Annotated in this window: 26 protein-coding genes; 7 read left to right on the forward strand and 19 right to left on the reverse strand. The window is 64.5% G+C overall.

Translation table 11 applies throughout. The features are described from left to right. Positions 1–45 precede the first annotated feature (45 nt). The gene (gene mnmA / locus ACQY4G_RS04900) at positions 46–1,200 is read left to right on the forward strand and encodes a tRNA 2-thiouridine(34) synthase MnmA (protein WP_421993404.1); all 1,155 of its coding nucleotides are present in this window, start codon (positions 46–48) and stop codon (positions 1,198–1,200) included. Here mnmA and ACQY4G_RS04905 read toward each other — a convergent pair. Beyond that, complete coding sequence (locus tag ACQY4G_RS04905; protein ID WP_421993406.1) at positions 1,197–1,541, reverse strand: hypothetical protein; 345 nt, start codon at positions 1,539–1,541, stop codon at positions 1,197–1,199. The two genes, mnmA and ACQY4G_RS04905, sit on opposite strands and share 4 nt — an antisense overlap. 31 nt (positions 1,542–1,572) lie before the next feature. Between ACQY4G_RS04905 and ACQY4G_RS04910 the strand changes: the two genes are divergently transcribed. After that, complete coding sequence (locus tag ACQY4G_RS04910; RefSeq protein WP_421993408.1) at positions 1,573–2,703, forward strand: serine hydrolase domain-containing protein; 1,131 nt, start codon at positions 1,573–1,575, stop codon at positions 2,701–2,703. Here ACQY4G_RS04910 and ACQY4G_RS04915 read toward each other — a convergent pair. Genes ACQY4G_RS04915 through pdxH form a run of 3 tightly spaced genes read right to left on the reverse strand, consistent with a single transcriptional unit; the run spans position 2,700 to position 5,034 of the window. Continuing rightward, positions 2,700–3,497 (reverse strand): PhzF family phenazine biosynthesis protein, encoded by a 798-nt coding sequence (locus tag ACQY4G_RS04915; RefSeq protein ID WP_421993410.1) that lies wholly within the window; start codon positions 3,495–3,497, stop codon positions 2,700–2,702. The two genes, ACQY4G_RS04910 and ACQY4G_RS04915, sit on opposite strands and share 4 nt — an antisense overlap. Continuing rightward, the gene (locus ACQY4G_RS04920) at positions 3,494–4,429 is read right to left on the reverse strand and encodes a cation diffusion facilitator family transporter (protein WP_291168298.1); all 936 of its coding nucleotides are present in this window, start codon (positions 4,427–4,429) and stop codon (positions 3,494–3,496) included. Before ACQY4G_RS04920 ends, ACQY4G_RS04915 begins: the two co-directional genes overlap by 4 nt. Continuing rightward, positions 4,426–5,034 (reverse strand): pyridoxamine 5'-phosphate oxidase, encoded by a 609-nt coding sequence (pdxH, locus tag ACQY4G_RS04925; protein WP_421993412.1) that lies wholly within the window; start codon positions 5,032–5,034, stop codon positions 4,426–4,428. The genes ACQY4G_RS04920 and pdxH overlap by 4 nt, the downstream gene beginning before the upstream one ends. A 194-nt stretch (positions 5,035–5,228) precedes the next feature. Between pdxH and ACQY4G_RS04930 the strand changes: the two genes are divergently transcribed. The 3 genes from ACQY4G_RS04930 to fabI are packed head-to-tail and all read left to right on the forward strand — an operon-like array spanning position 5,229 to position 8,011. Further along, the gene (locus ACQY4G_RS04930) at positions 5,229–6,188 is read left to right on the forward strand and encodes a DnaJ C-terminal domain-containing protein (RefSeq protein ID WP_421993414.1); all 960 of its coding nucleotides are present in this window, start codon (positions 5,229–5,231) and stop codon (positions 6,186–6,188) included. A gap of 3 nt (positions 6,189–6,191) precedes the next feature. Beyond that, positions 6,192–7,208, forward strand: coding sequence for a YihY/virulence factor BrkB family protein (locus ACQY4G_RS04935; protein ID WP_234002354.1), 1,017 nt, complete (start codon positions 6,192–6,194; stop codon positions 7,206–7,208). Continuing rightward, positions 7,205–8,011, forward strand: coding sequence for an enoyl-ACP reductase FabI (gene fabI, locus ACQY4G_RS04940; protein ID WP_421993416.1), 807 nt, complete (start codon positions 7,205–7,207; stop codon positions 8,009–8,011). The genes ACQY4G_RS04935 and fabI overlap by 4 nt, the downstream gene beginning before the upstream one ends. A 9-nt stretch (positions 8,012–8,020) precedes the next feature. On the opposite strand, the gene wecC is transcribed toward fabI, so the two are convergent. The 10 genes from wecC to ACQY4G_RS04990 all read right to left on the reverse strand — a co-directional run bounded on the left by wecC (position 8,021) and on the right by ACQY4G_RS04990 (position 16,575). Continuing rightward, the gene (gene wecC / locus ACQY4G_RS04945) at positions 8,021–9,286 is read right to left on the reverse strand and encodes a UDP-N-acetyl-D-mannosamine dehydrogenase (protein ID WP_421993418.1); all 1,266 of its coding nucleotides are present in this window, start codon (positions 9,284–9,286) and stop codon (positions 8,021–8,023) included. Positions 9,287–9,357: 71 nt separating this feature from the next. After that, on the reverse strand, positions 9,358–10,482 hold the full coding sequence (gene wecB, locus ACQY4G_RS04950; protein ID WP_421993420.1) for a non-hydrolyzing UDP-N-acetylglucosamine 2-epimerase: 1,125 nt from the start codon (positions 10,480–10,482) through the stop codon (positions 9,358–9,360). Between the two features lie 40 nt (positions 10,483–10,522). Next, positions 10,523–11,095, reverse strand: a complete 573-nt coding sequence (locus ACQY4G_RS04955) for a hypothetical protein (protein WP_421993422.1) — start codon at positions 11,093–11,095, stop codon at positions 10,523–10,525. Positions 11,096–11,188: 93 nt separating this feature from the next. Further along, the gene (locus tag ACQY4G_RS04960; RefSeq protein WP_421993424.1) at positions 11,189–11,716 is read right to left on the reverse strand and encodes a demethoxyubiquinone hydroxylase family protein; all 528 of its coding nucleotides are present in this window, start codon (positions 11,714–11,716) and stop codon (positions 11,189–11,191) included. Beyond that, positions 11,713–12,189 carry a disulfide bond formation protein B gene (locus tag ACQY4G_RS04965; RefSeq protein WP_421993426.1) on the reverse strand — a complete coding sequence of 159 codons (477 nt, stop codon included), beginning with the start codon at positions 12,187–12,189 and terminating at the stop codon, positions 11,713–11,715. Before ACQY4G_RS04965 ends, ACQY4G_RS04960 begins: the two co-directional genes overlap by 4 nt. A gap of 15 nt (positions 12,190–12,204) precedes the next feature. Then, entirely contained in the window at positions 12,205–13,545 is a 1,341-nt protein-coding gene (locus tag ACQY4G_RS04970; RefSeq protein WP_067693048.1) for a S41 family peptidase, read from the reverse strand. A gap of 103 nt (positions 13,546–13,648) precedes the next feature. Further along, positions 13,649–14,860 (reverse strand): murein hydrolase activator EnvC family protein, encoded by a 1,212-nt coding sequence (locus tag ACQY4G_RS04975; RefSeq protein WP_421993428.1) that lies wholly within the window; start codon positions 14,858–14,860, stop codon positions 13,649–13,651. Between the two features lie 19 nt (positions 14,861–14,879). Beyond that, entirely contained in the window at positions 14,880–15,302 is a 423-nt protein-coding gene (locus tag ACQY4G_RS04980) for a 23S rRNA (pseudouridine(1915)-N(3))-methyltransferase RlmH (RefSeq protein WP_067693051.1), read from the reverse strand. Between the two features lie 133 nt (positions 15,303–15,435). Continuing rightward, on the reverse strand, positions 15,436–15,855 hold the full coding sequence (gene rsfS / locus ACQY4G_RS04985) for a ribosome silencing factor (protein WP_067692003.1): 420 nt from the start codon (positions 15,853–15,855) through the stop codon (positions 15,436–15,438). A 57-nt stretch (positions 15,856–15,912) separates the two neighbouring features. Next, entirely contained in the window at positions 15,913–16,575 is a 663-nt protein-coding gene (locus tag ACQY4G_RS04990) for a nicotinate-nucleotide adenylyltransferase (protein WP_067692005.1), read from the reverse strand. 327 nt (positions 16,576–16,902) lie between these two features. On the opposite strand from ACQY4G_RS04990, the gene ACQY4G_RS04995 reads away from it, so the two are divergent. Together ACQY4G_RS04995 and ACQY4G_RS05000 are read left to right on the forward strand one after the other, a co-directional pair. After that, positions 16,903–17,988: a M23 family metallopeptidase gene (locus ACQY4G_RS04995; protein WP_421993564.1), complete on the forward strand. Its 1,086-nt coding sequence runs from the start codon at positions 16,903–16,905 to the stop codon at positions 17,986–17,988. Between the two features lie 16 nt (positions 17,989–18,004). Then, positions 18,005–18,394, forward strand: a complete 390-nt coding sequence (locus ACQY4G_RS05000) for a bactofilin family protein (protein WP_067692011.1) — start codon at positions 18,005–18,007, stop codon at positions 18,392–18,394. Positions 18,395–18,503: 109 nt separating this feature from the next. Here ACQY4G_RS05000 and ACQY4G_RS05005 read toward each other — a convergent pair whose 3' ends face one another. The 5 genes from ACQY4G_RS05005 to ACQY4G_RS05025 form a co-directional block, all read right to left on the reverse strand. Continuing rightward, positions 18,504–20,177 (reverse strand): long-chain-fatty-acid--CoA ligase, encoded by a 1,674-nt coding sequence (locus tag ACQY4G_RS05005; protein ID WP_421993430.1) that lies wholly within the window; start codon positions 20,175–20,177, stop codon positions 18,504–18,506. A 95-nt stretch (positions 20,178–20,272) separates the two neighbouring features. Continuing rightward, the gene (locus tag ACQY4G_RS05010) at positions 20,273–20,998 is read right to left on the reverse strand and encodes a DUF1013 domain-containing protein (protein ID WP_421993432.1); all 726 of its coding nucleotides are present in this window, start codon (positions 20,996–20,998) and stop codon (positions 20,273–20,275) included. 104 nt (positions 20,999–21,102) lie between these two features. Beyond that, positions 21,103–22,089, reverse strand: a complete 987-nt coding sequence (locus tag ACQY4G_RS05015; RefSeq protein WP_421993566.1) for a glycosyltransferase family 4 protein — start codon at positions 22,087–22,089, stop codon at positions 21,103–21,105. Between the two features lie 92 nt (positions 22,090–22,181). Then, positions 22,182–23,078: a UDP-2,3-diacylglucosamine diphosphatase gene (locus ACQY4G_RS05020; protein ID WP_421993434.1), complete on the reverse strand. Its 897-nt coding sequence runs from the start codon at positions 23,076–23,078 to the stop codon at positions 22,182–22,184. 103 nt (positions 23,079–23,181) lie between these two features. Then, positions 23,182–24,159: an NAD(P)H-quinone oxidoreductase gene (locus ACQY4G_RS05025; protein ID WP_421993568.1), complete on the reverse strand. Its 978-nt coding sequence runs from the start codon at positions 24,157–24,159 to the stop codon at positions 23,182–23,184. Positions 24,160–24,249 lie beyond the last annotated feature (90 nt).

The raw sequence follows: 24,249 nt of genomic DNA on the forward strand, positions 1-24,249 counted from the left end.
GTAGGCTACTGGTGGCAAGCCCCCAATATGTGTATGGGGCGCTGCATGCCCGAAACTGCAACCCTTTCGCCGGACCAGGCCGCCGCTCTGTTCGACTTGCCACGACCGGCAGCCGAATGCCGTATCGTCGTCGCGATGTCGGGCGGCGTCGACAGTTCGGTCGTTGCCGCGCTGGCGGCGCGCACCGGCGCGGAAGTCATCGGCATCACGCTGCAGCTCTATGATTACGGCGCCGCCACCGGGCGCAAGGGTGCATGCTGCGCGGGCGACGATATCCGCGATGCGCGCGCCGTCGCCGAACGGCTCGGGATCGCGCACTACGTCCACGATCACGAAAGCGCGTTTCGCGAAGAGGTGGTCGAGACCTTCGCCGACGATTATCTTGCCGGGCGCACGCCGGTACCCTGCATCCGCTGCAACATGGGGCCTAAGTTCACCGACTTGCTGGCGATGGCGCGCGAGTTGGGGGCGGACTGCCTCGCGACCGGCCACTATGTCCGCCGGGTCATCGGTCCGGCAGGCCCCGAACTGCACCGCGCCGCCGATCCGGCACGCGATCAGTCCTATTTCCTCTATGCCACGACTGAGCAGCAGCTCGATTTCCTGCGCTTCCCGCTCGGCGGAATGCCCAAGGCCGAGGTGCGCGAGCTGGCCGAAAGTGCCGGCCTGCGCAATGCGGGCAAGCCCGACAGCCAGGACATCTGCTTCGTGCCCGACGGCGATTATGCGAAGATCGTCAAGAAGATGCGTCCCGAGGGCGGTCGCCCCGGTGCCATCGTCCACGCCGCCACCGGCGAGACACTCGGCCAGCACAAGGGGGTGATCCACTATACCGTCGGCCAGCGACGCGGGCTCGAGATAGGGGGGCAGCCCGAACCGCTCTATGTGGTGGGAATCGATGCCGAAAACGCGCAGGTCCGCGTCGGCCCCAAGCGCATGCTGGCGGTGACCGCGGCGCGGATCATCGAAACCAACCGGATCGGTCCGCTGCCCGATGTGCCGTTGACCGCCAAGGTACGCAGCCTCGCCAAGCCGGTTCCGATCATCCTGGACGGGGCGCTCGGCAACGGGGCGACCACCACGATCCGCTTCGAAACGCCGGAGTTCGGAGTAGCGCCGGGGCAGGCGGCGGTCGTTTATGCAGGCGACCGGGTCGTCGGCGGGGGCTGGATCGAATCGACCAGCCAGGTCGCCGCCTAACCCTTCCACTCCTGCAGCATGCAGCCATAGCCTTCCCGGTAGCTGGCGGTGTCGGATGCGACCAAGGGGATCGAGGCGGTCACGCTCTTCGTTGCCGCGTCCTCGCTCAGCGAGATCAGCTCCATCCCTTCGAGCTTGTCCTTGGCGCAATCTCCGAGACTGCGCCCGGCAACGAAGCGGCACGAGCAGGCAACGCGCGCGGCATAGGCGGAACCGACCCCGCCGGTTTTGCGCAGGCCTTCACCCCAGGCGAGCCAGGCCGCACCGAGCAGCGCGACCAGGAGGAGAACCGACCACAACCAGAGGCGCGACTTGCGGGAGCGTGTTTTGGCCGTTGCCAAGCGGGATTCCTTCGTGCGAGTGACGCGGGCCATGACCACGCGGACCGCCCCCCTTATCGCGCTTGCCCTCGCCACCTCAAGCCTTGCGTCCTGCGGCTCCCCCGGCCCGGTCGAGGAACCGCCCGTCAGCGAAGAGGCGTTGGCTGCGGTAACAGCCGATCCCGGAGCGCCGACCAGGCCGCTGGCGCGCGCGGCCGACGACCTGTTCGCACTCGACGGCCTCGGCGAAACGCGCGCGCTGGTCGTCTATCACGGCGGCAGGCTGGCGGTGGAGCGCTATGCGCCGGGTTATGACGAAGACACGCGTTTCGTCAGCTGGTCGATGGCGAAGACCCTTACCGCGGTGATGATCGGCATGCTGGTTGCCGATGGCCAATTGCGGCTCGATGCCCCGGCGCCGGTCCCGCGCTGGCAGCGCACCGGCGATCCGCGCGCGGAGATCACGCTGCGCCATCTGCTCCAAATGCGTGCCGGGCTCGAACATACCGAAGCGGGCGAACCGCCCTACGAGAGCGCCGAAGTGCGCATGCTGTTTCTCGACGGGCGCGACGATATGGCCGATTATGCCACCGCCCAACCGCTCGAGGCCGAACCGGGCGAAAAGTTCGAATATTCGTCGAATACCACAGTCATCCTCGCCGACATTGCCGCGCGCGCGCTGACCGAAAGCAGGGACCCCGACGTGCGGCGCAAGGCGGTGGCCGATTATCTCGATGCGCGGCTGTTCGCCCCGCTCGGCATGACCAGCGTGGTGCCCGAATTCGACCGCTCGGGCACGCTCATCGGTGGCAGTCTGATTCACGCCACCGCGCGCGACTGGGCAAAGCTGGGGGAACTGCTGCGCAACAAGGGCTCCTATCGCGGCGAGCAGCTGGTCCCACGCCAATGGGTCGAGGCAATGGTCGAACCGAGCCCGAAGAGTCCGCATTACGGCTTGCAGACCTGGCTCAATCGTCCGCTACCGGAGGGCGAGGAACACCCGTTGATTCCGGATCGCGCACCGCACAGCGCCTTTGCGCTGGCCGGCCACATGGGGCAGTATGTATTCGTCTCCCCGTCCCAGAAGCTGACCGTCGTGCGGCTCGGCCATTCGAACCGCGAAGAGCGGATCGAGATGCTGCAGCAGCTCGCCGATGTGATCGAACTCTATCCGGAAACCTAGGGCAGGAAGAAGCTGCCCTCGACCACGGTCACGCAGGGTCCCGACAGCACCGCCTTGTCGCCTTCGCGCCTGCAGGTCGCCCGGCCGCCGCGCCGCGAGGCCTGGAACGCGGTGAAGCTGTCGCGGCCCAGCCGCTCGGTCCAAAAATAGGTCAGCGCGGCATGCGCCGAACCGGTGAAGCTGTCCTCGTCGACTCCGCCGCCGGGCACGAAGACACGGCTCACAACGTCGGTCTCCTCACCGGGAGCGGTGCAGATGAACTGGTCGTTCCCCAAAGCCCGCAATCCGCGCAAATCGGGATCCAGCCCACGCACCTCATCCTCGCTGTCGAACAGATAGACGCCGTAGCCATCGGGGCTGAGCCACACCTCTGCCGGAGTTGCCCCGAGCAGCGCCACGGCTTCGGCCCATTCGCCGGGCTCGGTGCGGATCACCGGCAAAGCGAGCGCGTAACCCGCCTCCGCGCGCGCCACTTCGAGAACGCCCGCCTTGCGCGTGCGGAAGGTCACGCGCTCGCCGCCGTCGCGTGTCAGCAAGACGTGTCCGCTGGCAAGCGTCGCATGGCCGCACAACCGAATCTCTTCGGTCGGGGTGAACCAGCGCAGTTCCCAATCGGCTTCGCCACTCGCATCGCGCACGGCGAAGGCTGTCTCGGCGAAATTGTTCTCTTCGCCGATCGCCTGCAGGACCGGATCGTCGAGCCAGTGCTCGAGCGGCATGACCGCCGCCTGGTTTCCGGCAAAGGGCCGGTCTGCGAAGGCATCGACATGCCAGTAGGGCAGCTTGGCGGTCATTCGTCTTTCTCCAGTTTGGCGAATTCGTTATCCTCGGCCAGCGGGTTGTCGGGTTCGTCCACATGGCCTTCCGGATCGATGTGAATCAGCAATTCCATTCCGGGAAATTGCGCGCAAAGATCCGCTTCCACGCGCTCGATAATGTCGTGGGCCTCCTCGATCGTCATGAGCGGCGGGAGGTCGACGTGGAACTGCACGAAGTCGCGATTGCCGCTGGTGCGGGTGCGCAGATCGTGCAGGTTCGAAAGTTCGGGGTGCTTCGACGCCGCCTCGATGAATGCGAGCCGCCTGTCCTCGGGCCATTCGCGATCCATCAGATCGTCGACCGCTTCGCTCGCGCCGCGCCAGGCACCCAAGCCCAGCCAGGCGGCAATGGCCAGACCGAAGAGCGGATCGGCTATCCCGATTCCGATGAATTGGTCGAGCACCAGGGCGGCGATGACTGCAAGGTTGAGGAACAGGTCCGATTTGTAGTGCAGGTGATCGGTCTGGATTGCTAGGCTGCGCGTCCGGTTCATGACGTAACGTTGCCAGCCCAGCAGGGCGAAGGTCAGCACGATGGCGATCAGCGAGACGGCTATCCCCTCTTCCGCGGCGGCGGTTTCTCCCTGCCCGGCAAGCTGCATGATGGCACGCACCGCGATACCGAAGGCCGACAGCGCGATGAGCATCACCTGGAAGATCGCCGCCAGCGCCTCGGCCTTGCCATGGCCGAACCGATGCTCTTCATCGGCCGGCTGCGAGGCAATCCACACGCCCGTCAACGTCGCCAAGCTGGCTATGAGGTCCAGCGCCGAATCGGCCAGGCTGCCGAGCATGGCGGTCGAGCCGGTGCGCCAGCTCGCCCAGGTCTTCAGGGCGACCAGCACCACGGCCACCGAAATGGAGGCCATCGCCGCCGAACGGGCGAGCAAGGCGCGGTTGTCGCTCACGGATAGAGCAGCGTGTTGGACCAGGCATCATCCGCGCCGTCCCGGCTGAACAGACGACGATCGTGCAGGCGATATTGCCGATCATGCCAGAATTCGATCCTGCGGGGGCTCAGGCGAAACCCCGTCCAATGCGGGGGACGCGGGATGTCGCCTTCCGGATAGCGTTCCTCTATCGCCGCAACGCGGTCGAGATAGACCCGGCGATCGGCCAAAGGACGCGACTGGTCGCTCGCAGCCGAGCCGATCTGCGACACGCGCGGGCGTGAATGGAAATAGGCATCGGCCTCCGCCTCGGTGACCTCTTCCAACGGGCCTTCGATGCGGATCTGACGGCGCTGGCTCTTCCAGTGAAACAGCAGTGCGGCGCGCATATTGGCCCGGATCTGCTCGCCCTTGCGGCTCTCGACATTGGTGTAGAACACGAAGCCGTCCGGGCCGTGCCCCTTGAGCAAGACCATGCGAACCGAGGGAAGGCCGTCTGGCGTCGCGGTCGCCAACGCCATGGCATTGGGATCGTTCGGCTCGCTCCCTTTCGCCTCGGCGAACCACACTTCGAACAGGGCGAAGGGGTCGCTTTGCGGGATGGCGCTTTCATCGTTCTGCATCGCTGGGTTTCCTACGGGATGGAACACATGGAACACGGTTCAGGAGCAAAACACGCCGAGGCTCGTTTTGGCCCGGAATCCGTTGCGAACAGGAGAGATTTCCCGTCCATGCGAAGGCCCCTATCGCCATTGCGCCCCATAGGAAACCGCTCACGCTTGCGCAGCCGCGCTGTTGTGCCTAGCTAACACGCTCGATGGCCATGAATACACCAGATCCCTATACCACGCTTGGCGTGACCCGCGGTGCCTCCGAGAAGGACATCAAGAGCGCCTATCGCAAGCTTGCGAAAGAGCTGCATCCCGACCGCAACAAGGACAATCCCAGCGCGGCGGAGCGGTTCAGCCAGGTCACCAATGCCTACGACCTTCTGTCCGACAAGGACAAGCGCGCGCAATTCGACCGGGGCGAGATCGATGCCGACGGCAACCCCGCCAATCCCTTTGCCGGCATGGGCGGCGGCGGTGGCTTCAGGCCCAATGGCGGTCAGCGCGGCTTTCGGGCCGAGGATTTCCAAGGCTTCGGCAACGACCAGGTCGATCTGGGCGACATTTTCGAAGGCCTGTTCGGCGGCCGGGGCCCACGCGGCGGGGGCAGCCCTTTCGGCGGTGCCCAGCAACACCGCCCGCGACCGCAAAAGGGGGCCGATATCGCTTACAAGCTGCGCGTACCGTTCATCGATGCCGCTACGCTCAAGCCCCAGCGCATTACCTTGTCCGATGGCAAGACGATCGATCTCAAGCTGCCCAAGGGCGTCGAAGACGGCACGCAAATGCGCCTCAAGGGCAAGGGCGAACAGGGTCCGGGCGGTGCAGGCGACGGGCTGGTCACCATCGCGATCGACCGCCACCGCCACTACCGGCGTGAGGGCGACGACGTGCGCCTCGACCTGCCCATAACGCTCGATGAAGCGGTGAGCGGCGGCAAGGTCCGCGTGCCGACGGTCGATGGCCCGGTGATGATGACGATCAAGCCCGGAACCCACGGCGGGACCGTGCTGCGCCTCAAGGGCAAGGGCTTCACCCGCAAGAACGGCACGCGCGGCGACCAGCTTGTAACGCTTGAAATCCAGCTGCCCGATCGGCTCGACGAGCTTGCCAAGCGGCTCGAGGGATGGAAGGACACGGGCGACCCGCGGAGCAAGCTGGGGGTTTAGCCCTTGTCGCCAAAGCCATTTCCGGAAAGTCAGGAGCGCGAGATCCGCTCGCTGTCGCCCGAGCAACGCCGGAAAGAGGCTCGCAATCTGAGGGATCGTATCGGGGACAGCGTCGGCCCCGGTACGCGCGTCTGGGAAGTGGCCAAGCGCACGCTGGTTGGCACGTACAACGACGGCTTCATCCACGCCGGCAATCTCGCCTATCTCTCGATGCTGGCGATATTCCCGTTCTTCATCCTCGGCGCGGCGGTGTTCTCTGCCTTCGGCGAGGAAGCCGAGCGGGCGGCGACGATCAACGCGGTCTTGTTCGCGCTACCGCCGATGGTCGGCAACGTCATCGAGCCGGTCGCGCGCGATGTGATCGAGGCGCGCAGCGGATGGCTGTTGTGGGTCGGCGCGCTGATCGGCTTGTGGACAGTCGGCAGCCTGGTCGAAACCATTCGCGACATATTGCGCCGCGCCTACGGCACGCAGGCGACGCATGCCTTCTGGAAGTACCGGCTGTTGTCCTCGGGCGTGATCCTCGCCGCTGTTTTCCTGCTGTTGCTCAGCCTGATCGCGCAATTCCTGATCGGCACCGCGCAACAGGTTATCGAGGCGTTTTTCCCGCAGCTGGTCGACCGTGTTGCCGACCTGCGCCTCACGCGCATCGTTCCCTCGCTCGGCCTGTTCGGGTCGCTTTACCTGATATTCTATTCGCTCACCCCGTCGAAGTACCGGCGCAAGCGCTATCCCAAATGGCCGGGCGTGCTGCTGACCACACTGTGGTGGATTTCGGTGACCACGATCATGCCCGCAGTGCTGCGCAATTTCTTCGCCTACAACCTTACCTATGGCGGGTTGGCCGGTGTGATGATCGCGTTGTTCTTTTTCTGGCTTGTCGGGCTCGGTGTGGTTATCGGCGCAGAACTGAATGCCGCGCTGGCCGAGACGCCCGAGGAGGAGCTCGCGGAGGAAACCGACGAGGCCCGCAGGGCCGCATTGGCGCAGGAAATGGAAGAAGAGGAGCACGCAGCATGAGCGGGTTGATGGCAGGAAAGCGCGGGCTGATCATGGGTCTCGCCAACGACAAGTCGCTGGCGTGGGGTATTGCGAAACAGCTTGCCGAGCATGGCGCCGAGCTGGCCTTTTCCTACCAGGGCGAGGCTCTGAAGAAGCGCGTCGGCCCACTGGCGGAGAAGCTGGGCAGCGACTTCCTGATCGAATGCGACGTGTCGAAGATGGAGGCACTCGATGCGGCCTTCGACACGCTCAAGTCCCGCTGGGAAACGATCGATTTCGTCGTCCATGCCATCGGCTTTTCCGACAAGGCCGAGCTACGCGGAAAATATGTCGATACCAGCCTCGACAACTTCCTGATGACGATGAACATTTCCGCCTATTCGCTCGTGGCGGTGACACAGCGCGCAGCCGAGATGATGCCCGAAGGCGGCAGCATCCTGACGCTGACCTACTACGGCGCGGAAAAGGTCATCCCACATTACAACGTAATGGGAGTGGCCAAGGCGGCGCTCGAAACTTCGGTGAAATATCTCGCCAACGATCTGGGTCCGCGGAACATCCGGGTCAATGCGATCAGCGCGGGTCCGGTGAAGACGCTCGCCGCCAGCGGCATCGGCGACTTCCGCTACATCCTCAAGTGGAACGAACTCAATTCCCCGCTGCGCCGAAACATAACGATCGACGATGTTGGCGGCTCCGGACTCTATTTCCTCTCCGACCTCTCATCGGGCGTGACTGGCGAAACGCACCATGTCGATGCCGGTTACCATGTGGTCGGGATGAAGCAGGAAGATGCTCCCGATATCGCGCTCGACAAATAAGGGGACGGCCTAGACGACGTCGGGCCAGATGCCCCGGGTGTCATAGACGGCCTTGTCGGCCCGCTCCTCCGGCGGAATGACTTTGAACACGTCGTGATCGACCAGCGTGATGAGCACGGACGATTCCTCCAGCGCGGTATCGATGTCGACCAGCTCAGCGCCAGTGTTCGCGAATTCGGGCGGCAGTTCGCCGGCATAAGGCTCGACCACTTGCACGCGCTCGCCGTATTCGCGCGCCAGCGAGGCCGCGACAAAGCGCGCCGGGCTTTCGCGGAAATCGTCGATATTCGCCTTGAAGGCGAGGCCGAGGCAGGCGACCTTTGCTTCCGGATTAGCCTCCACCAGCGCCTTCGCGCGGGCTAGGACGTGGTTCATCTTGGCATCATTTGTCTCGCGCGCTTGGCGGATGATCTTTGCTTCCTCGGGCGCGCCGTGAACGATGAACCACGGGTCCACCGCGATGCAGTGGCCACCGACGCCCGGCCCCGGCGTGAGGATGTTGACGCGCGGGTGGCGGTTGGCGAGCCGGATCACCTCCCATACGTCGAGCCCCTGCCGGTCTGCGATCATCGAGAGTTCGTTGGCGAAAGCGATATTGACGTCGCGGAAGGCGTTTTCGACCAGTTTGGTCATCTCTGCACTGCGCACATCGGTGGTGACGCATTCGCCCTTCACGAAGCGTTTGTAGAAAGCGAGCGCCTTGCGCGCGCAACGCGGCGTAATACCACCGATGGAGCGGTCGTTATGCGTGAGTTCCTCAAGAATCTTGCCGGGCAAAACGCGCTCGGGGCAATAGGCGAGCGAGACATCGGGCTGGCCTTCGCAAAGACCCGGCATGGCGAGATCCGGACGCTTGACAGCGATCGCATCGCGCATCGCCTCGGTCGTGCCGACGGGTGACGTCGATTCGAGAATCACCGTATCGCCCTTCTTGAGCACATCGGCGACCTTCTCGGCGGCGGCCATCACATAGGATGTATCGGGCGTGTGGTTGCCGTCCCTGGCGAAGGGCGTGGGCACGGCGATTACGAAGACATCGGCGGGCGCAGCATCGGTCGAAGCCCTGAGCAGACCGCGCTGGACCACCGCCTGCACCAAGCCGTCGAGATCGACCTCCTCGATATGGATCTCGCCGCGGTTGATCGTATCGACCACGTCTTGGGTCACATCGACACCGTGAACGGGGCATCCGGCGCGTGCGATGATCGCGGCCGTGGGCAGGCCGATATAGCCGAGGCCGATGACGCAGACGTCGGGCTTGGTGTCACCACGCATGAAAATCGATTCCCTGGTACTTGGCGGGGGCGGGTCTAGCGGCTGTCGGTAAATTTTACAGTAACGCCCAGTCACGGGGTCGCGAGCAGATCCGCAATGCGCGCGGCCGAATGTCCGTCGCCGAAGGGATTGTGCGCGCGCGCCATCGCCGCATAGGCCGCCTCGTCGTCGAGCAGGCGGTTGGTTTCGCGCACGATCGCCTCTGCATCGGTGCCGACGAGTTTCGCCGTACCCGCATCCACGCCCTCGGGCCGCTCGGTGGTCTCGCGCATCACCAGCACGGGCTTGCCCAGCGCGGGCGCTTCTTCCTGCACTCCGCCGCTATCCGTCAGCATCAGATGGCTGATATCGAGCAGCCGCGCGAAATGCGGATAGTCGAGCGGTTCGATCAACGCGACGTTGTCGAGGCCCGCCAGATGTCCGCTCATCACCGCCCGTACATTGGGATTGAGATGGACGGGGAATATAACCGCAACATCATCACGCGATGCAATATTCCTAACCGCATTGGCGATATTCTTCATGCCCGCCCCGAAATTTTCACGGCGGTGACTGGTCATCCCGATGATCCGCTTACCCGCAAACCGCGCCTCCAGATCGGCAAGGCCGGAAGCGAGCGACGGTTCGTCCGCAACCCGCTTGGTCACCCAGTGGAGCGCATCGATTACCGTATTGCCCGTGACGTGCACACTCGCCGGGTCGACGTTCTCGCGCAGCAGGGCCGCGCGCGCGGTTTCCGTCGGAGCACAGTGGAGCGCGGCGAAGCTTCCGACCACGCGGCGGTTCACTTCCTCAGGCCAGGGATGGTGGATGTCGCCGCTGCGCAGCCCCGCCTCGACGTGGCACACCGGGATCTTGCGATAATAGGCCGCAATCGCGCCTGCCATGACCGTGGTCGTATCGCCCTGAACCACGACCCAGTCGGGCTGCTCCAGGTCGAGCACCTTGCCAATCTCGACCAGAGCGCGCGCCGTCAGCGCATCGAGGGTTTGCCCCGGCGTCATCAGATCGAGATCGTGATCGGGCACGATCGCGGCTATTTCGAGCACCTGATCGAGCATCTCGCGGTGCTGCGCGGAAATGCACACGCGGCTTTCGAACCGCCGGTCTTGCGCCAACGCATGAACCAGCGGAAACAGCTTGATCGCCTCGGGGCGCGTCCCGAACACGGTGAGAATCTTCCGGCGCGAAGTCATGCGCGCCTAGTAACGGCAAATGGTTGAACCGCGATAGAGTCTATTGCGGCCCGTCTTCGCTCGCTGGTTGCGGGAGTGCTTCTTCGCCGGGCACCTCGGCGGCGCGTTCCCGCTCGAGCCGCTCCATATATTCGCGCTCGATCATCTCCACGCGCTCCTGCTCGGCGGCGGCCTCCTCGTCGATGGTCGCCAGGCGCTTGGCGCGCTCGGCGGCGATAATCTCGCCGAAGCGTACACCCGCATCGTTGGCCTTGTCGGCATAGGCAGCGTTGATCATTTCCTGCGTGCAACCGGTGAAGCCGCCCGCGCCGGTGGGCGAACACGACATGATGCCGAAATCGCCTGCCATCTCGAAGCTTTCGACCCGCGCGGCCCAGGACTCGTTTTCGGGGCTGTCGGAAAAGCGCAGGGTCTGCGGAATGCGATAGCGCTCATCCTCGGCCTTGCGGGCGCAGACGACGATCTGGTCTGCCGTGCTTTGCGGGCATTCGTCGTCCCCATAGACGATCACCATATTGTAGCTGTCGTCATCGGTCTCGACGCTGTCCTGGGCCTGCGCTCCCGCGGGAAAGGCAAGCGCGAGGCTAGCGATGGCAATCAACGGTTTCGACATGTCGGTCCTCTCGGCGAAATTCTGTCAACTTGCAATTAGCGCCCGGCGGGGTGAACTCTCTATGAAGCGCAGGTGCGGGTCCGCCGGTTCCCGTCAGACACGCTCCGAAATGCGGATCGCGGCGCGACAGCCCAGGCGGATGATGCCCGACAGCAGCGGATAGGCGGGCGCACGCTCGGCCCCGGCGGCAAGTGCGGCATCGCGGTGCTCGCGCTCGTCCTCGCGGAATTCCTCGATCATGGCGGCCAGCTCCGGATCCTCGCCGGTCTCGTGCAGGCGGTCGAGCTGCTTGGAATAATGATCGTCGATCTCGGTTTCGACCGCGGCCGTGCAGGCCATTGCCGCTTCGGGTCCGATCAGCGCGGTTACCGCCCCCAGCGCGAAACCGGCTCGATCCCAGAAGGGCTGCAGCGCAGTGGGGCGCACCCCGCGCCGCGCCATCAGCGCATCGAATTGTGCGCGGTGACCGGCTTCCTGCTCGGCCATGCCGGCGATCGCCGCCGAATCGGGTCCGCGGTCGCCCATCACGGCAAGCTGGCCCGCGTAGATCCGCGTTGCGCCGAACTCGCCCGCCTGATCGACGCGAATCATCCGCGCGATATGGTCGGGAACCTTGGTCATGCCCTGCGATCCTTCATCAACAGCGAAACGATAGCCACCCCTGCGGCCGTCGAAATCAGGAAGTTGTAGCCCGCCAGGCTTATGCCGAAAAGCGTCCAGGCCGGAGCATCGCAACGCACCAGCGGCGTATTCATGATGTCCTCGAGCGCATTGCCGCTACCGCCTCCACCAACGACCGCGCAGGATGTGATGCCGGGCCACCACCCGTATTCGACGCCAGCATGGAACAGGCCGATCGCGCCGGAGACGAGGATGGCGAGGGCTGCGGCGCCGATCCACAAGCGCTGCGGCGGGACGACGTATGCCAGGAGCGCGAATCCGAACGCGGCGAAATGGGGCCAACGTTGCCACCAGCACATCTCGCACGGATAGAGGCCGAAGCCGTATTCGGACACATAGGCGCCGCCCAGCAGCAAAGCGGGAACGGCAATCGCCAGGACGCGGGCGAGGCGGGCGTGCTGCGAAAGGCTCATGAGGCCGCGATTAGCCTATTTCGCTCGTACGGCAATGCTCTTGGGGCTGGTCCGGCGCAGCGTTTCGAGCGCGTAATGCAGCTGGAAATCCTCGATACCCTGTTCCTCAAGTTCTTCCGCAGTTTGCTGGAAGCGCGGATCCTCGCGCGAATCCTTCTCGACCGCATCGTCCGCGAGGCCGATTTCGTTGATCAGATGGCCGCGCAGATCCGATTCGCGCATCTGGAACCGCGCGCGCTGCGCAAGGTCGGGATCGGAGAGCTGGGGCACGGTGATGTCGGGTTTTATCCCGCCTTCCTGCACCGAATGTCCGGCAGGAGTGTAGTAGCGAGCGGTAGTCAGCTTGAGCGCAGCGTCACGGCCCAGAGGGAGCAACGACTGGACACTGCCCTTGCCGAAGCTGCGCTCGCCCATGACCACTGCACGGCGATGATCCTGCAAGGCGCCCGCCACGATTTCCGAGGCCGAGGCGGAACCCGCATCGATCAGCACGACGATCGGAAGTCCCTCCGCGATGTCGCCGCGGAATACGGTTTCGGCATCGTAGGCGATGTTCTCGCCCCGGGCGCGGCCGCGCTGCGAGACGATCCGCCCGTCGCTCAGGAACAAATCGGACAGCGCAACGGCTTCGTCGAGCGAGCCCCCCGGATTCGAGCGCATATCGAGCACCAGCCCGTTGAGGCGGCCCGTTGCGGTCTTGCGCAGATCTTCCCAAGCGGTGAACACGTCGCTGCCGACATCGCGCGAGAACTCGTTGATCATGATGTGGCCGATATTGCCGTCATGCAGTTCCCAGGTGACCGGCTCGAGTTCTATCACGCCGCGTGTGACATCCACGTCGAAGGGCTCCTCGCGCCCCGGACGGAAAATCGTCAACTGGATCGAGGTGCCCTCGCGACCGCGCATCTGTGCCACGGACTCGTCGAGCGTCTGGCCGACGATCAGGCGCCCGTCGAGATGGGTGATGAAGTCGCCCGCCTTGATGCCCATCTTGTCGGCGGGGCTGCCACGAAACGGCGAGATGACCTTGACTGCACCGTCTTCGGCCACGACCGACAGACCGAGACCGGAATAATTGCCGTCGATCATCGTCTCGAGCCGCTGGAGGTCGCTACCGTCGAGATAGCCCGAATGCGGATCGAGGGCGGCCAGCATGCCGTCGATCATACCGCGCATCAGCTTGTCGTCCTCGACCGGCTCGACATAGCTAGCCTTGATCCGCTGGTAGACCGCGAGCACCTTGGCGAATTCCGGACCGGCGCGGCCTTCCACCTGCGCGAGGCTGGCGGTGGTCGCGGGGATCAGCGCGACGGCGGTGACGAGAGCGGCCGAACGGGCCAGGGCGGCGAATTTCATCGGCAAGAATTCTCCTTTGCGCGCCACCATTCTATCGCTGGAGCGCGCTGAATGCCAGATGAGCGGCCAATGCATTGCAGCAAAGCGATTTTCGACCGGCGTCCTATCGCAGGTGGTCGAGCGGATTTACCGGCTCGCCGCCGTGCCTCAGTTCCAGCGTCACTTCGCCGCGCCGTGCGGGAGCGAGCCCGAGCGGTGAACCGGCGGTCACGTCCTGCCCGACCGCCACATCGAGCGTATCGAGCCCGGTCACGAGACTGGTCCAGCCGCTGACATGCTCGACAATGACAATCCGCCCATAGCCGCGATAGGGCCCGGCAAAGACCACCCGACCGGCGCCCGGCGCAACGACCTGCGCGCGCGGTCGGGCGGCAAGCGCAAGTCCCGCCTGCCGTTGTCCGCTCGTTCCCGCTTCGCCGAAACCCGCGGTAATCTCACCTGCGACCGGGAGCTGGTAGCGCGCCGGTGGCTCGGTAGCGCTGGCCAGCGGGCTTGGCGGCGCCGAAACGCTGGCGCTGGTCGGATCGGCGGGGCGCGGCAACGGCCCCGGCAGGGCGGCAAGCCGTTCGCGTAGCGATCCGGCAGCTTCGAGACGCCCGACGAGCTGGTCCAGATCGATCGCCTGTTCGGCCAGAACAAGCGCGCGCTGCGCTTCGCGGTCGGCCCCGCCGGCGGCTTGCCGAGCCTTGAGCCGCTCCTGCTCGGCCAGGGCCGCAAGTTGCTTTCGCCGCTCGCGCAAGGCGGCTTCGCTGTCGCGGCGATCAGCGAGCGCCTGGCGCGCTTCGGACTCGAGCCTCTTTGCGCGATCGAGATCGGTGCGCAACGCCGCCGTCCGTTCGCGCACGAGCGGGATCGTGCTGTCGAGAACGGCGCGCGTATAGACCAGATCGCGCAGAGAACCCGACTGTAGCGCCGAAAGCGCCAGCGGACGGCGTGACATGGACTGGAGAGCGCCGGTCAGGCGGACGAGGGGCGTGCGGCGCTGGGCAAGCGCGCGGTCCAGCGCAAGGCGTTGGCGATTGGCAAGCGCGAGACGGGCCTCGGCCGCGTCGATGCCTGCCTCGGCCTGCTGGACACGTGCCGCCATCGCCGCCGATTCTGCACGCGCCTTTTCCGAAGCCTCGCGCCCACGCGCCGCCTGCCGCTCGAGCCGTTCCCCCCGCGCCCGCGCATTGCGCTGCTGGAGCCGCGCCGCATCGAGCGCCGCGCGGGCCTGTTCCGCCGTTTCGAACCGCGTCGGAGCCTGTGCGGTCGCAGGAAGTCCCAGAAGCCCGACGGCAACGAGTGCGGCAAGGAAGGGAAGGCGGCGGCTCATTGGGGGCATTCCTGCCCGATCAGCCGCTGCGATGATAGGGGTGCCCGGCGATAATCGTCGTTGCGCGATAGAGCTGCTCGGCGAGCATGGCACGCGCCAACAGGTGCGGCCAGGTGGCCTTACCGAAAGCGAGCAGCAAGTCCGCTTCGCGCCGCTCCTCCGGCGCATGGCCGTCGGCCGCGCCAAGCACGAAGCGGCATTCGCGCATGCCGTCGTCTCGCCAGCGCTCGAGGATTTCCGCCAGTTTCTCGGAGGAGAGGTCCTTTCCGCGCTCATCCAGCAGCACGGTTTTGCAAGGCGTCAACGGATCGGCGGTACGACCGCCGGTTTCAGGCAATTCGGTAATCTTCACCGGCCACGTCAGTCGCTTTTCATAGCGCGCGACAAGATCCGCTTCGGGCGAGCGTGCGATCTTCCCACGAGCGATAATGTGAAGAAGGATAGGAAGTGCTCCGGGAATAGCGCCTGACCCATCACGGCGGCGGATCGGCAAGGATCACCGCTCTCCGACAGGCCGAAGCGCAGACCACGGTCGACCGCGCGTATGCAGCCGCGGACGCGTCCGCGAAGCCCCGCTAGGCCGTGCCGGCCACCGGCGGTGCGTCGCCGAACGCCCACATTCGCTCGAGGTTGTAGAAGCTACGCACCTCGGGACGGAACAAGTGGACCACGACGTCGCCCGCATCGAGCAGGACCCAGTCGGCTGCCGGAAGCCCTTCGAGCTTCACCGGGCCGAAGCCCGCCTGTTTGACCTTCTCGGCCAGTTTCTGCGCCATTGCGGCGACCTGGCGAGTCGAGCGGCCCGAAGCGATCACCATGTGATCGGCAATCGAGCTCTTTCCCTCGAGATCGATCGTCACGACCTCCTGCGCCTGATCGTCGTCGAGCTGTTGCAATACCAGCTTGAGCAGCGGATCGGTTGTCGCGTCAGCCAAGTCGATCACCTGTGCCGAAGCGGTCCCGGATGCAGCCGGGCCTGTCTGCGCCTGTGTCATAGGCGATTGCGGTACTCCTAAAATGAGAGGCTTGGGCCATGGAAGGGACAACCCGCATCATGGCGCGGTGGTTTCCTCCCCCGACAGTATCAAGTGATGCGTCAGCTGGTCCCTCGGAGGCGGTCCGGCATAGCGTAAGGCCCAGTCGGGATCGGCGCGGCGGATGGCCGTGGCCGATCTTTCGTCGGGATCGAAACGCAATGTCACCAGTGCCGGTGCGCTCCATTCGCCCCTGTTCACGAAGCTGGACAGCGGCACGGAAAAGCGCCTCAGCCAGGCCATCGCGGGGCTCGCGACAGCATCCGCATCATAGCCGGGCCTGGCGATGACCGCAATCGGCATCCTGCGCGCGATCCCCCGCCAGTCGCGCCAGCGATGAAATTGCGCGAGATTGTCGGAGCCCATCAGCCACACGAAATCCTTCTTGGGATAGCGCCGCTCGAGTGCGCCGAGCGTGTCGATCGTATAGCGCGTGCCCAGCTCGCGTTCGATCGCCGTGACGCGGATAGGTGCGCGTTTTGCCTGATCCATCGCGGAACGGACGCGAGCCGCGAGCGGTGCCATGCCGATCTTCGGCTTCAGCGGATTGCCGGGCGAGACCAGCCACCAAACCTCGTCGAGCGCAAGCGCATGCAGAACGAACAGCGAAACCCGCCGGTGGGCACCGTGCGCCGGATTGAAACTGCCGCCGAGCAAGCCGATTCGCCGCCCCTTGCTCACTTCGGCTCAGCCCCCGCAAATTTGTCGAATTTATACAATGGTTTGCTCACGGCACGCATCGAGAATCGCAAGCTGTTGGTAAACAACGACTTAATTTTCGGTTCCCACGACGATTCGAAAATTCCGCAGCGAGGAAACGACTCGTCCCATCGATGCTTCGACTCGTGGATTCTTCGGGAACCGCGATTCGATTTCACAAGCAACCTTTGTTAGCGCTCTACCTGGGACGTAAAAGACCATAAGGGACGGGTCGTTTTGAGCAATAAGATTGCCACCAGTGGCTGGGGGAGCCGCGTGAAGAGCTGGTTCCCCGATCGCGAATTTTTCATGCGATCGGAAGGCCAAGTTCGCTTCATCACCATCTCGTCGAAGGTCCAGATGACCGCCGCTACGATCGCTCTGGCGGCGCTCGTCGTCTGGGCGGTGTCGATGGCGGGCGCGGGCTGGACGCAATATCGCGCCACCGCAGATCGCCTTTCGCTGCTCGACCGCGAAGCGAAGGTGGCAACCGCGACCGAGCGCGTGAATGCCTATCGCCAAGATATCGACGCGGTCGCCACCGACCTCGTCAAGCGGCAGGAATTCATCGAGGACATGGTGGCCTCGCTGCCCGAGGACGTGAAGTCGGTGACCAATGTCAGCGATTCGGCCGGCGAAGCCTCGGCGACGGTCGACAAGGTCAGCGCCTCGATCCCGGAGGCCAGCGCGTTGGCGAAGATCGAAGCGCGCCAGCTTGCTTTCGTCGAAGGGCTGACCCGCTATGCCGACTGGCGCTCGCAGAAGGCGGCAGCCGCGCTCAAATCGCTCGGTCTCAATCCCGATCGCATGATCCGCAATGCCGACCGCAGCGCGATGGGTGGCCCGCTCGAAAAGCTGGCAACCGACGCTCAGGGCAATATCGACCCGCGCTTCGAACGGCTCGGCCTGTCGATCGCGCGCATGGCTGCGCTCGAACGCGGCCTGGCTGGCGTCCCGCAGGTCACTCCGGCGCGCAAGGACATGATTTCGAGTGGCTTCGGCTACCGCCGCGATCCCTTCACTGGGCGCGGAGCCATGCACAAGGGTCTCGATTTCAAGGGCGCCATCGGCACCCCGATCCGCGCCGCTTCCGCCGGACGCGTGAGCTTCGTCGGCTGGAAGGGCGGCTATGGCAAGACGGTCGAGATCACGCATGGTAACGGTCTGATGACGCGCTATGCCCATATGTCGCGTTTCGATGCTAAGTTGGGCCAGCGCGTTGCCGCGGGCGAGACGATCGGGGCGATCGGCAATACGGGCCGTTCGACCGGCCCGCACCTTCATTTCGAAGTGCGTATCAACAATCGCGCAGTGAACCCGCGCACCTTCCTGGAGACCGCTCCCAATGTTCTCGAAGAAATCCGGCGAGTCCCCCAACTCGCCTCAGCCAAGTAATCCGGGACGCGAACGCATGGCCAGCAAGAGCAATTCCACGTTTTCCGTGTTCGGTTCGGACATTGCGATAACCGGCGACATCAAGGCGTCGGCCGACCTGCATATCGACGGCTCGGTCGAGGGTGACATTTCGTGTTCATCGCTCGTCCAGGGCGAGACCAGCGCCGTCAAGGGAGCGATCAAGGCCGAAAGCGCCCGCCTGGCGGGCACGGTGGACGGATCGATCACCGCGCGCGAACTCGTCATTCTCAAGAGCGCCAAGATCACTGGCGACGTGTTCTACGATGCGCTGACGATCGAACAGGGCGCGCAGGTCGAAGGCCGGTTCGCCCACCGCGACGCCAAGGCCAAGGCGCCAGCCGCGACGCAACCGGCGACCAAGCCCGAACTCGCCGTAGCCGGCTGAGACGCAACGATTTGGAGGGGATGGAGGCCGCCCGCGCAATGACGCAGGCGGCCTTCTCTTTTGCGCGCGATCCCGCGAAACGCCAGGTGATCTGGTGGAGCGGTGCGTCCTAGTCGAGGACTTCCGCGCGCAATGCCTTGCGGTCGAGCTTGCCGATCATCGTCTTGGGCAATTCGTCGCGGATGACGACATCGTCGGCGCGTTCGTGCTTGCCCACGCGGGCGTTGAGCCATTCCTTCAGCTGAGCGCCCGTGATCTCGTGGCCCGCATTGAGCGTGACATAGGCGACAGGCACTTCGCCGCGATAGGTGTCGGACCGGCCGATCACCAGTGCCTCCTTGACCGCCTCGTGCTCCAGCAGCACGTACTCGACCTGGCTCGGAAAGACCTTGAACCCGCCAACCGCGATCATGTCCTTGATCCGGTCGACGATCTCCAGAAAGCCATCTTCGTCCAAAGTCGCGACATCGCCAGTGCGCAACCACGTCTTGCCGTCGTGCTCGACGAAGACGGCTTTCGCCTCCTCGGGGCGGTTCCAATAGCCCTGCATGACCTGCGGACCGTGAAGCGCAAGTTCGCCCGGCTCGCCATCGCCCGCCGATTTCGTCGGGTCTTCCTTGTCGAGCAGCATCACCTCGGTCTGCATTACGACCTGCCCGATCGTGCCGGGTTTGCGCGCGCCTTCGTAGGGGTTGGCCGAGACCACGCCCGAGCTCTCGGTAAGGCCATATCCTTCGACCAGACGAACGCCGGTCGCCGCCTCGAATTTTTCGCGCAGGGGGCCGGGTAGCGGTGCACCGCCCGAAATGCAGACCTTGAGCGTCGATAGGTCGGTCTTGGCGAGATCGGGGTGATCGAGCAGCGCCTGATACATGGTCGGTACGCCGGGAAAGCCCGTGGCACCGTATTTCTCGATCGTCTGCAGCACCTGACCGGTTTCGAAACGCGGGACCATGGCGATCGAGGCGCCGGTCAGGACCGCATGGTTGAGCAGCGCAGTATTGGCGAAGACGTGGAAGAAGGGCAGCGCGCCCATGAAAACCTCGCCCGACGGATCGCCGAAGGGGTTGAGGCCAGCGGTTTGCTGCGCGTTGATCGACAGGTTCGCATGGGTGAGCATCGCCCCCTTGGGTGTGCCGGTGGTGCCGCCGGTGTATTGGAGCAGCGCGAGCGATTGCGGATCGACGGTCGGCAGGTCGCCGCCCTCCTGCACACTCTCTTCGAGCAACTCGTCCCAACGCAGGATGTCCGAGCCGAAAGCGACTTTAGCGATCTTGCTGCGAGCGAAGATCTTCAGCGCCAAACCCTTCAGCCTCGGCAGCATCTGCGACAGCGAGCTGACCACCAGCGTTTCGAGCGCCGAGCCGCGCAGCACCTTTTCCGCGGTCGCATAAAGCTCGGGCACGTCGACCGTAACCAGAAGGCGCGTGCCCGAATCGGCGACCTGCTGTTCGAGTTCCTCGACCGAATAGAGCGGCGAGAAATTGACGACCACAGCGCCCGCCATCATCGCCCCGTAATAGGCGACGACATAGCTCGGCACATTGGGCAGGAAGAGGCCGACACGATCCCCTTCCGCGATCCCGCGCGCCACGAGCCCTCGCGCGAACGCCTGCGCGTCGCGGTACAGTTCGGAATAGGTATAGGTGCGGCCGAGAAAGTGCAGCAGCGGCGCTTCGGGCAATTCCTTGGTCGTGCGCGCGAACATCGCGGGCAGCGCCATCGCTTCGAAACGCGTGTCCCACGGCACCGGGTGATGGTTCGGCAGCTTGCTTACATCCATGTCAGTAGCATGGAGAATTGCGCCTCAAACGCAAGCAAAAAGGCGGGAGAAGCACCCGCCTCCCCCGCCTTTGAATTTTGACTTCTTCGAAACGATCAGGCTTCGCCGGGTTCTTCCGTCTCGCCCGCTTCCTCCGCAGCACGCTTGGCCTCGAGCCAGGCGGCGGCTTCGGCTTCCTGCGCGGCTTCGGCAGCGGCCTTCTCATTGGCCTCACGCTCGGCGCGCAGTTCTTCGATCAGCTTTTCGCGATCGCTGGTGCCACTGGTCTCGACCGGTGCGGCCTCCTCCTCGGCGGGCAGGTTCTTGGCAGCCTTGGCCACCACCGCATCGAGCTCGCGCTGCGAACACAAGCCGAGCGTGACCGGGTCCTTGGGCTGAATGTTCTGAATGTTCCAGTGGCTGCGCTCGCGGATGGCGGTGATCGTGTTGCGCGTGGTGCCGATGAGCTTGCCGATCTGGGCATCGGAAATTTCCGGATGGTTGCGCAGGATCCAGGCGATGCCGTCGGGCTTGTCCTGGCGCTTCGAAACCGGCGTGTAGCGCGGCCCCTTGGTACGGCTTACCGCAACCGGGGCGCGCTGCATCTTCAACCGGTATTCGCTGTCGGACTGACCTTTTTCGATCTCGGCCAGCGTCAGTTCGCCCGAATGCACGGGGTCACGGCCGGTATATTTGCTGCCCGCCAGATCGTCGGCCATGGCCTGCACTTCGAGAATGTGGAGGCCGCAGAATTCGGCGATCTGTTCGAACGACAGGCCGGTGTTGTCGACCAGCCAAGTGGCGGTCGCATGCGGCATCAGCGGTTTGGGTTGGTCGGCCATGAAAGTGCCTTTTCTCGCCTTACGAAAATAGAAGGCCGCCCCTCGCGGGACGGCCGTTGTGGTCCCGATGTAGGCGAGCACACCGGATTCGGCAAGCAAAAGCCTCAGGCGGCGGGTAGCTCTTCGGCCTCGAAAGCGGCGAGACCGCTCAGGAACTGCCCGGTGGCTGCGGCCCAGCTAAAACTCGCGCCATATTCGGCGCAGGCATTGCGATCGCAGAACAGCGCCGCGCCGATTGCCCGGTCGAGATCCTCGTGCAACGCGCCGACCGGCTCGGTGACGATATCGCGTGGGCCAGGCACCGGATAGGCGGCAACTGGCGTGCCGCAGGCCAGCGCTTCGATCATGACCAGACCGAAAGTGTCTGTCCTGCTCGGGAAGGCGAAGACGTCCGCGCCAGCGTAGCAGCCCGCAAGCTCCCGACCCGACCGGCGACCGAGGAAACGGGCTTCGGGAAACTTCGCCTCCAGCGCTGCCAGCGACGGCCCGTCACCGACGATCACCTTGCTGCCGGGGTAGTCGCCTTCGAGAAACGCTTCGATATTCTTCTCTACCGCCACGCGCCCCACATAGAGCTGGATCGGGCGCGGCAGGTCGGAAAACTCGGGCGGCGGCGGAGCATCGGGCGTGAAACAGGCCAGATCGACGCCGCGGCTCCAGCGGTGCAACCGGGTCAACCCATGCGCGCGCAGTTCCTGGCTTATACTTTCGGTGGCCACCAACACGCGCTGGGCCGGGCGGTGGAACCAATGGATATAGCGCCAGAACCACTCGGCGGGCAGATGCGTGCGCTTGGCGAGGTAATCGGGAAACTGCGTATGATAGGCGGTAGTGAACTCGATACCGTGCCTTGCGCAATACCGCCGTGCCGTCATTCCGAGCGGGCCCTCCGTGGCGATATGGATCGCCTCGGGCGAAAAATCGCGCAGCCGGCTCGCTACCGCGCCGGGCCTGGCAAGAGCCAGCCGGATCTCGGGATATGTCGGACAGGGCAGCGAAGCGAACTGATCGGGCGAGACGACCAGAACTTCGTGCCCCTGTTCGCGCAGCTGGTCGCAGGTCGTCGTCAGCGTGCGCACGACCCCGTTCATCTGCGGCAGCCAGGCGTCGGTGACGATGGCGATGCGCTGTGGCCAATGGGGTGGCGATTCGGTGATCGGTCCCTCCACCCCGAGTAGCGAACTCACGCAGCCTCCGGCACGGACGTCTTGACGTCGGTCGCGGTATTCTCGCGCCGCGCAACTTCCTCGGGCCAGTTGAGGATTTCCATGGTTCCGTCGAAATGCTCGACCAGCGCGTTGCAGCCCTCGACCCAATCGCCGTCGTTCCAGTATTCGACTTCCCGCCCCTCGTGGACGAAACTGCGGCATTCGGCAGTGTGGATGTGCCCGCACACGACTCCGTCGACGCCGCGCTCGGCAGCGGCCCGGGCAACCACTTCCTCGTATCGGGAAATGAACTCGACCGCGTTCTTGACCTTGTGCTTGGCGGCCTTGGAGAGCGACCAATAGGGTAGGCCGAGCCGCGCGCGCACGGAGGCCACCCAATTGTTGAGCTTCATCATGACGTGATAGAGCGCGTCGCCGACATAGGCGAGCCAGCGATGCGCGAGCATGATCGTGTCGAATTCATCGCCATGCAACACCATCAGGCGACGGCCGTCGGCGGTATCGTGGAACGCAGCGCGCATGATTTCGACGCCGCCGAAGTTCATGCCGCTGAAGGGGCGGATCATCTCGTCGTGATTGCCGGGGATGTAGATGATCCGCGTGCCGCGCTTGGCGCGCTTGAGGATGCGCCAGACGATGTCGTTATGTTCGGCGGGCCAGTAGAGCTTCTTCTTCAGTCGCCAGCCATCGATGATATCGCCGACCAGATACATCGTCTCGCTGTCGGTATGGTCGAGAAAATCGATCAGCAGCTCGTGATTGCACCCCTTGGTGCCGAGATGGACGTCGCTGATCCAGATGGTCCGGTACTTGCGCCGCCTTCCCTTGGTACGCTCGGGCACGGCGGGCTTGAGCGAAGGAAAATTCGCGACCTTGTGCGCCGCATCGAAGTGGTTGGGCAGATCGTTCATGGGCCTGACCCCCGATTTAGGTATCGAGCCCTGACTTGAAGCAAGATTGTTACGTGCGATTCACAGTGTCGTTACGAATCGGCGAAATTGCGACGGTTGCGAGTCAGCGTGGCGCAACCTCGAGGACGAGCTTGCCGATATGGTCGCCCGCCTCCATCCGCGCATGCGCGGCACCGGCCTCGACGAGGGGGAATATCCGATCCATCACCGGCGCTATGGTCGCGTCTTCGAACAGGTGCCAGGCCTGTTCGTTGATATCATCGGCGAGGAGCGCCTTGAATTCGTCCGATCTCGGACGCAGCGTCGAACCTGTCAGCACCAGGCGTTTGCGCATGACCGTGGCCAGGTTGATCTCGGCCTTTAGCCCGCCGAGTACCGCGATCGTGACATGACGCCCATCGTCCGCAAGGCATTCGATATTACGTGCGACGTATTCGCCCGAGACCATGTCGAGCACGATATCGACGCCGGTGCCGCCGGTGAACGCCTTCACTTCCTCGACGAAATCCTGCGTCTTGTAGTTGATCGCCAGATCCGCGCCCAGATCGCGGATCGCCTGGCACTTCTCTTCGCTCCCGGCAGTGGCGATCACCGCGATGTCGAATGCCTTGGCAAGCTGGATCGCCATCGTACCGATGCCACTTGTGCCGCCATGGACCAGCAGCGTGTCGCCATCGCTCGCCCAGCCGCGCTGGAACACATTGTGCCATACAGTGAACAGCGTTTCGGGAATCGCCGCGGCCGCATCCATCTTCATGGCTTCGGGAACGGAAAGGCAATGCTTCGCATCGGCGAGGCAATATTCGGCATAACCCCCACCCGACACGAGCGCGCAGACGCGCTGCCCCGCCATCTCGGGCAGGACCCCCTCGCCAACGGCGGCGACGGTTCCAGCGACCTCGAGCCCCGGAATCGGCGAGGCTCCCGGCGGCGGTGGGTAGAAGCCCTGCCGCTGGATCACATCGGGGCGGTTGATGCCCGCATGAGAAACCCTGATCAGCACTTGATTCTCGCCCGGCCTCGGCACGGGCAGCGTCTCCGGCCGCAAGACTTCGGGACCGCCCGGGTCGTCGAAACCCATCGCGGTCATCGTCTCGGGTAACTCGGCTGCCACTCACACCCCCGTATCAAGCCAGTTCTGCGTGGCGCCGTGGCCACGCCGCGAGGCAAT

The organism is Qipengyuania sp. (assembly GCF_965277845.1).
Taxonomy (GTDB): Bacteria; Pseudomonadota; Alphaproteobacteria; order Sphingomonadales; family Sphingomonadaceae; genus Qipengyuania.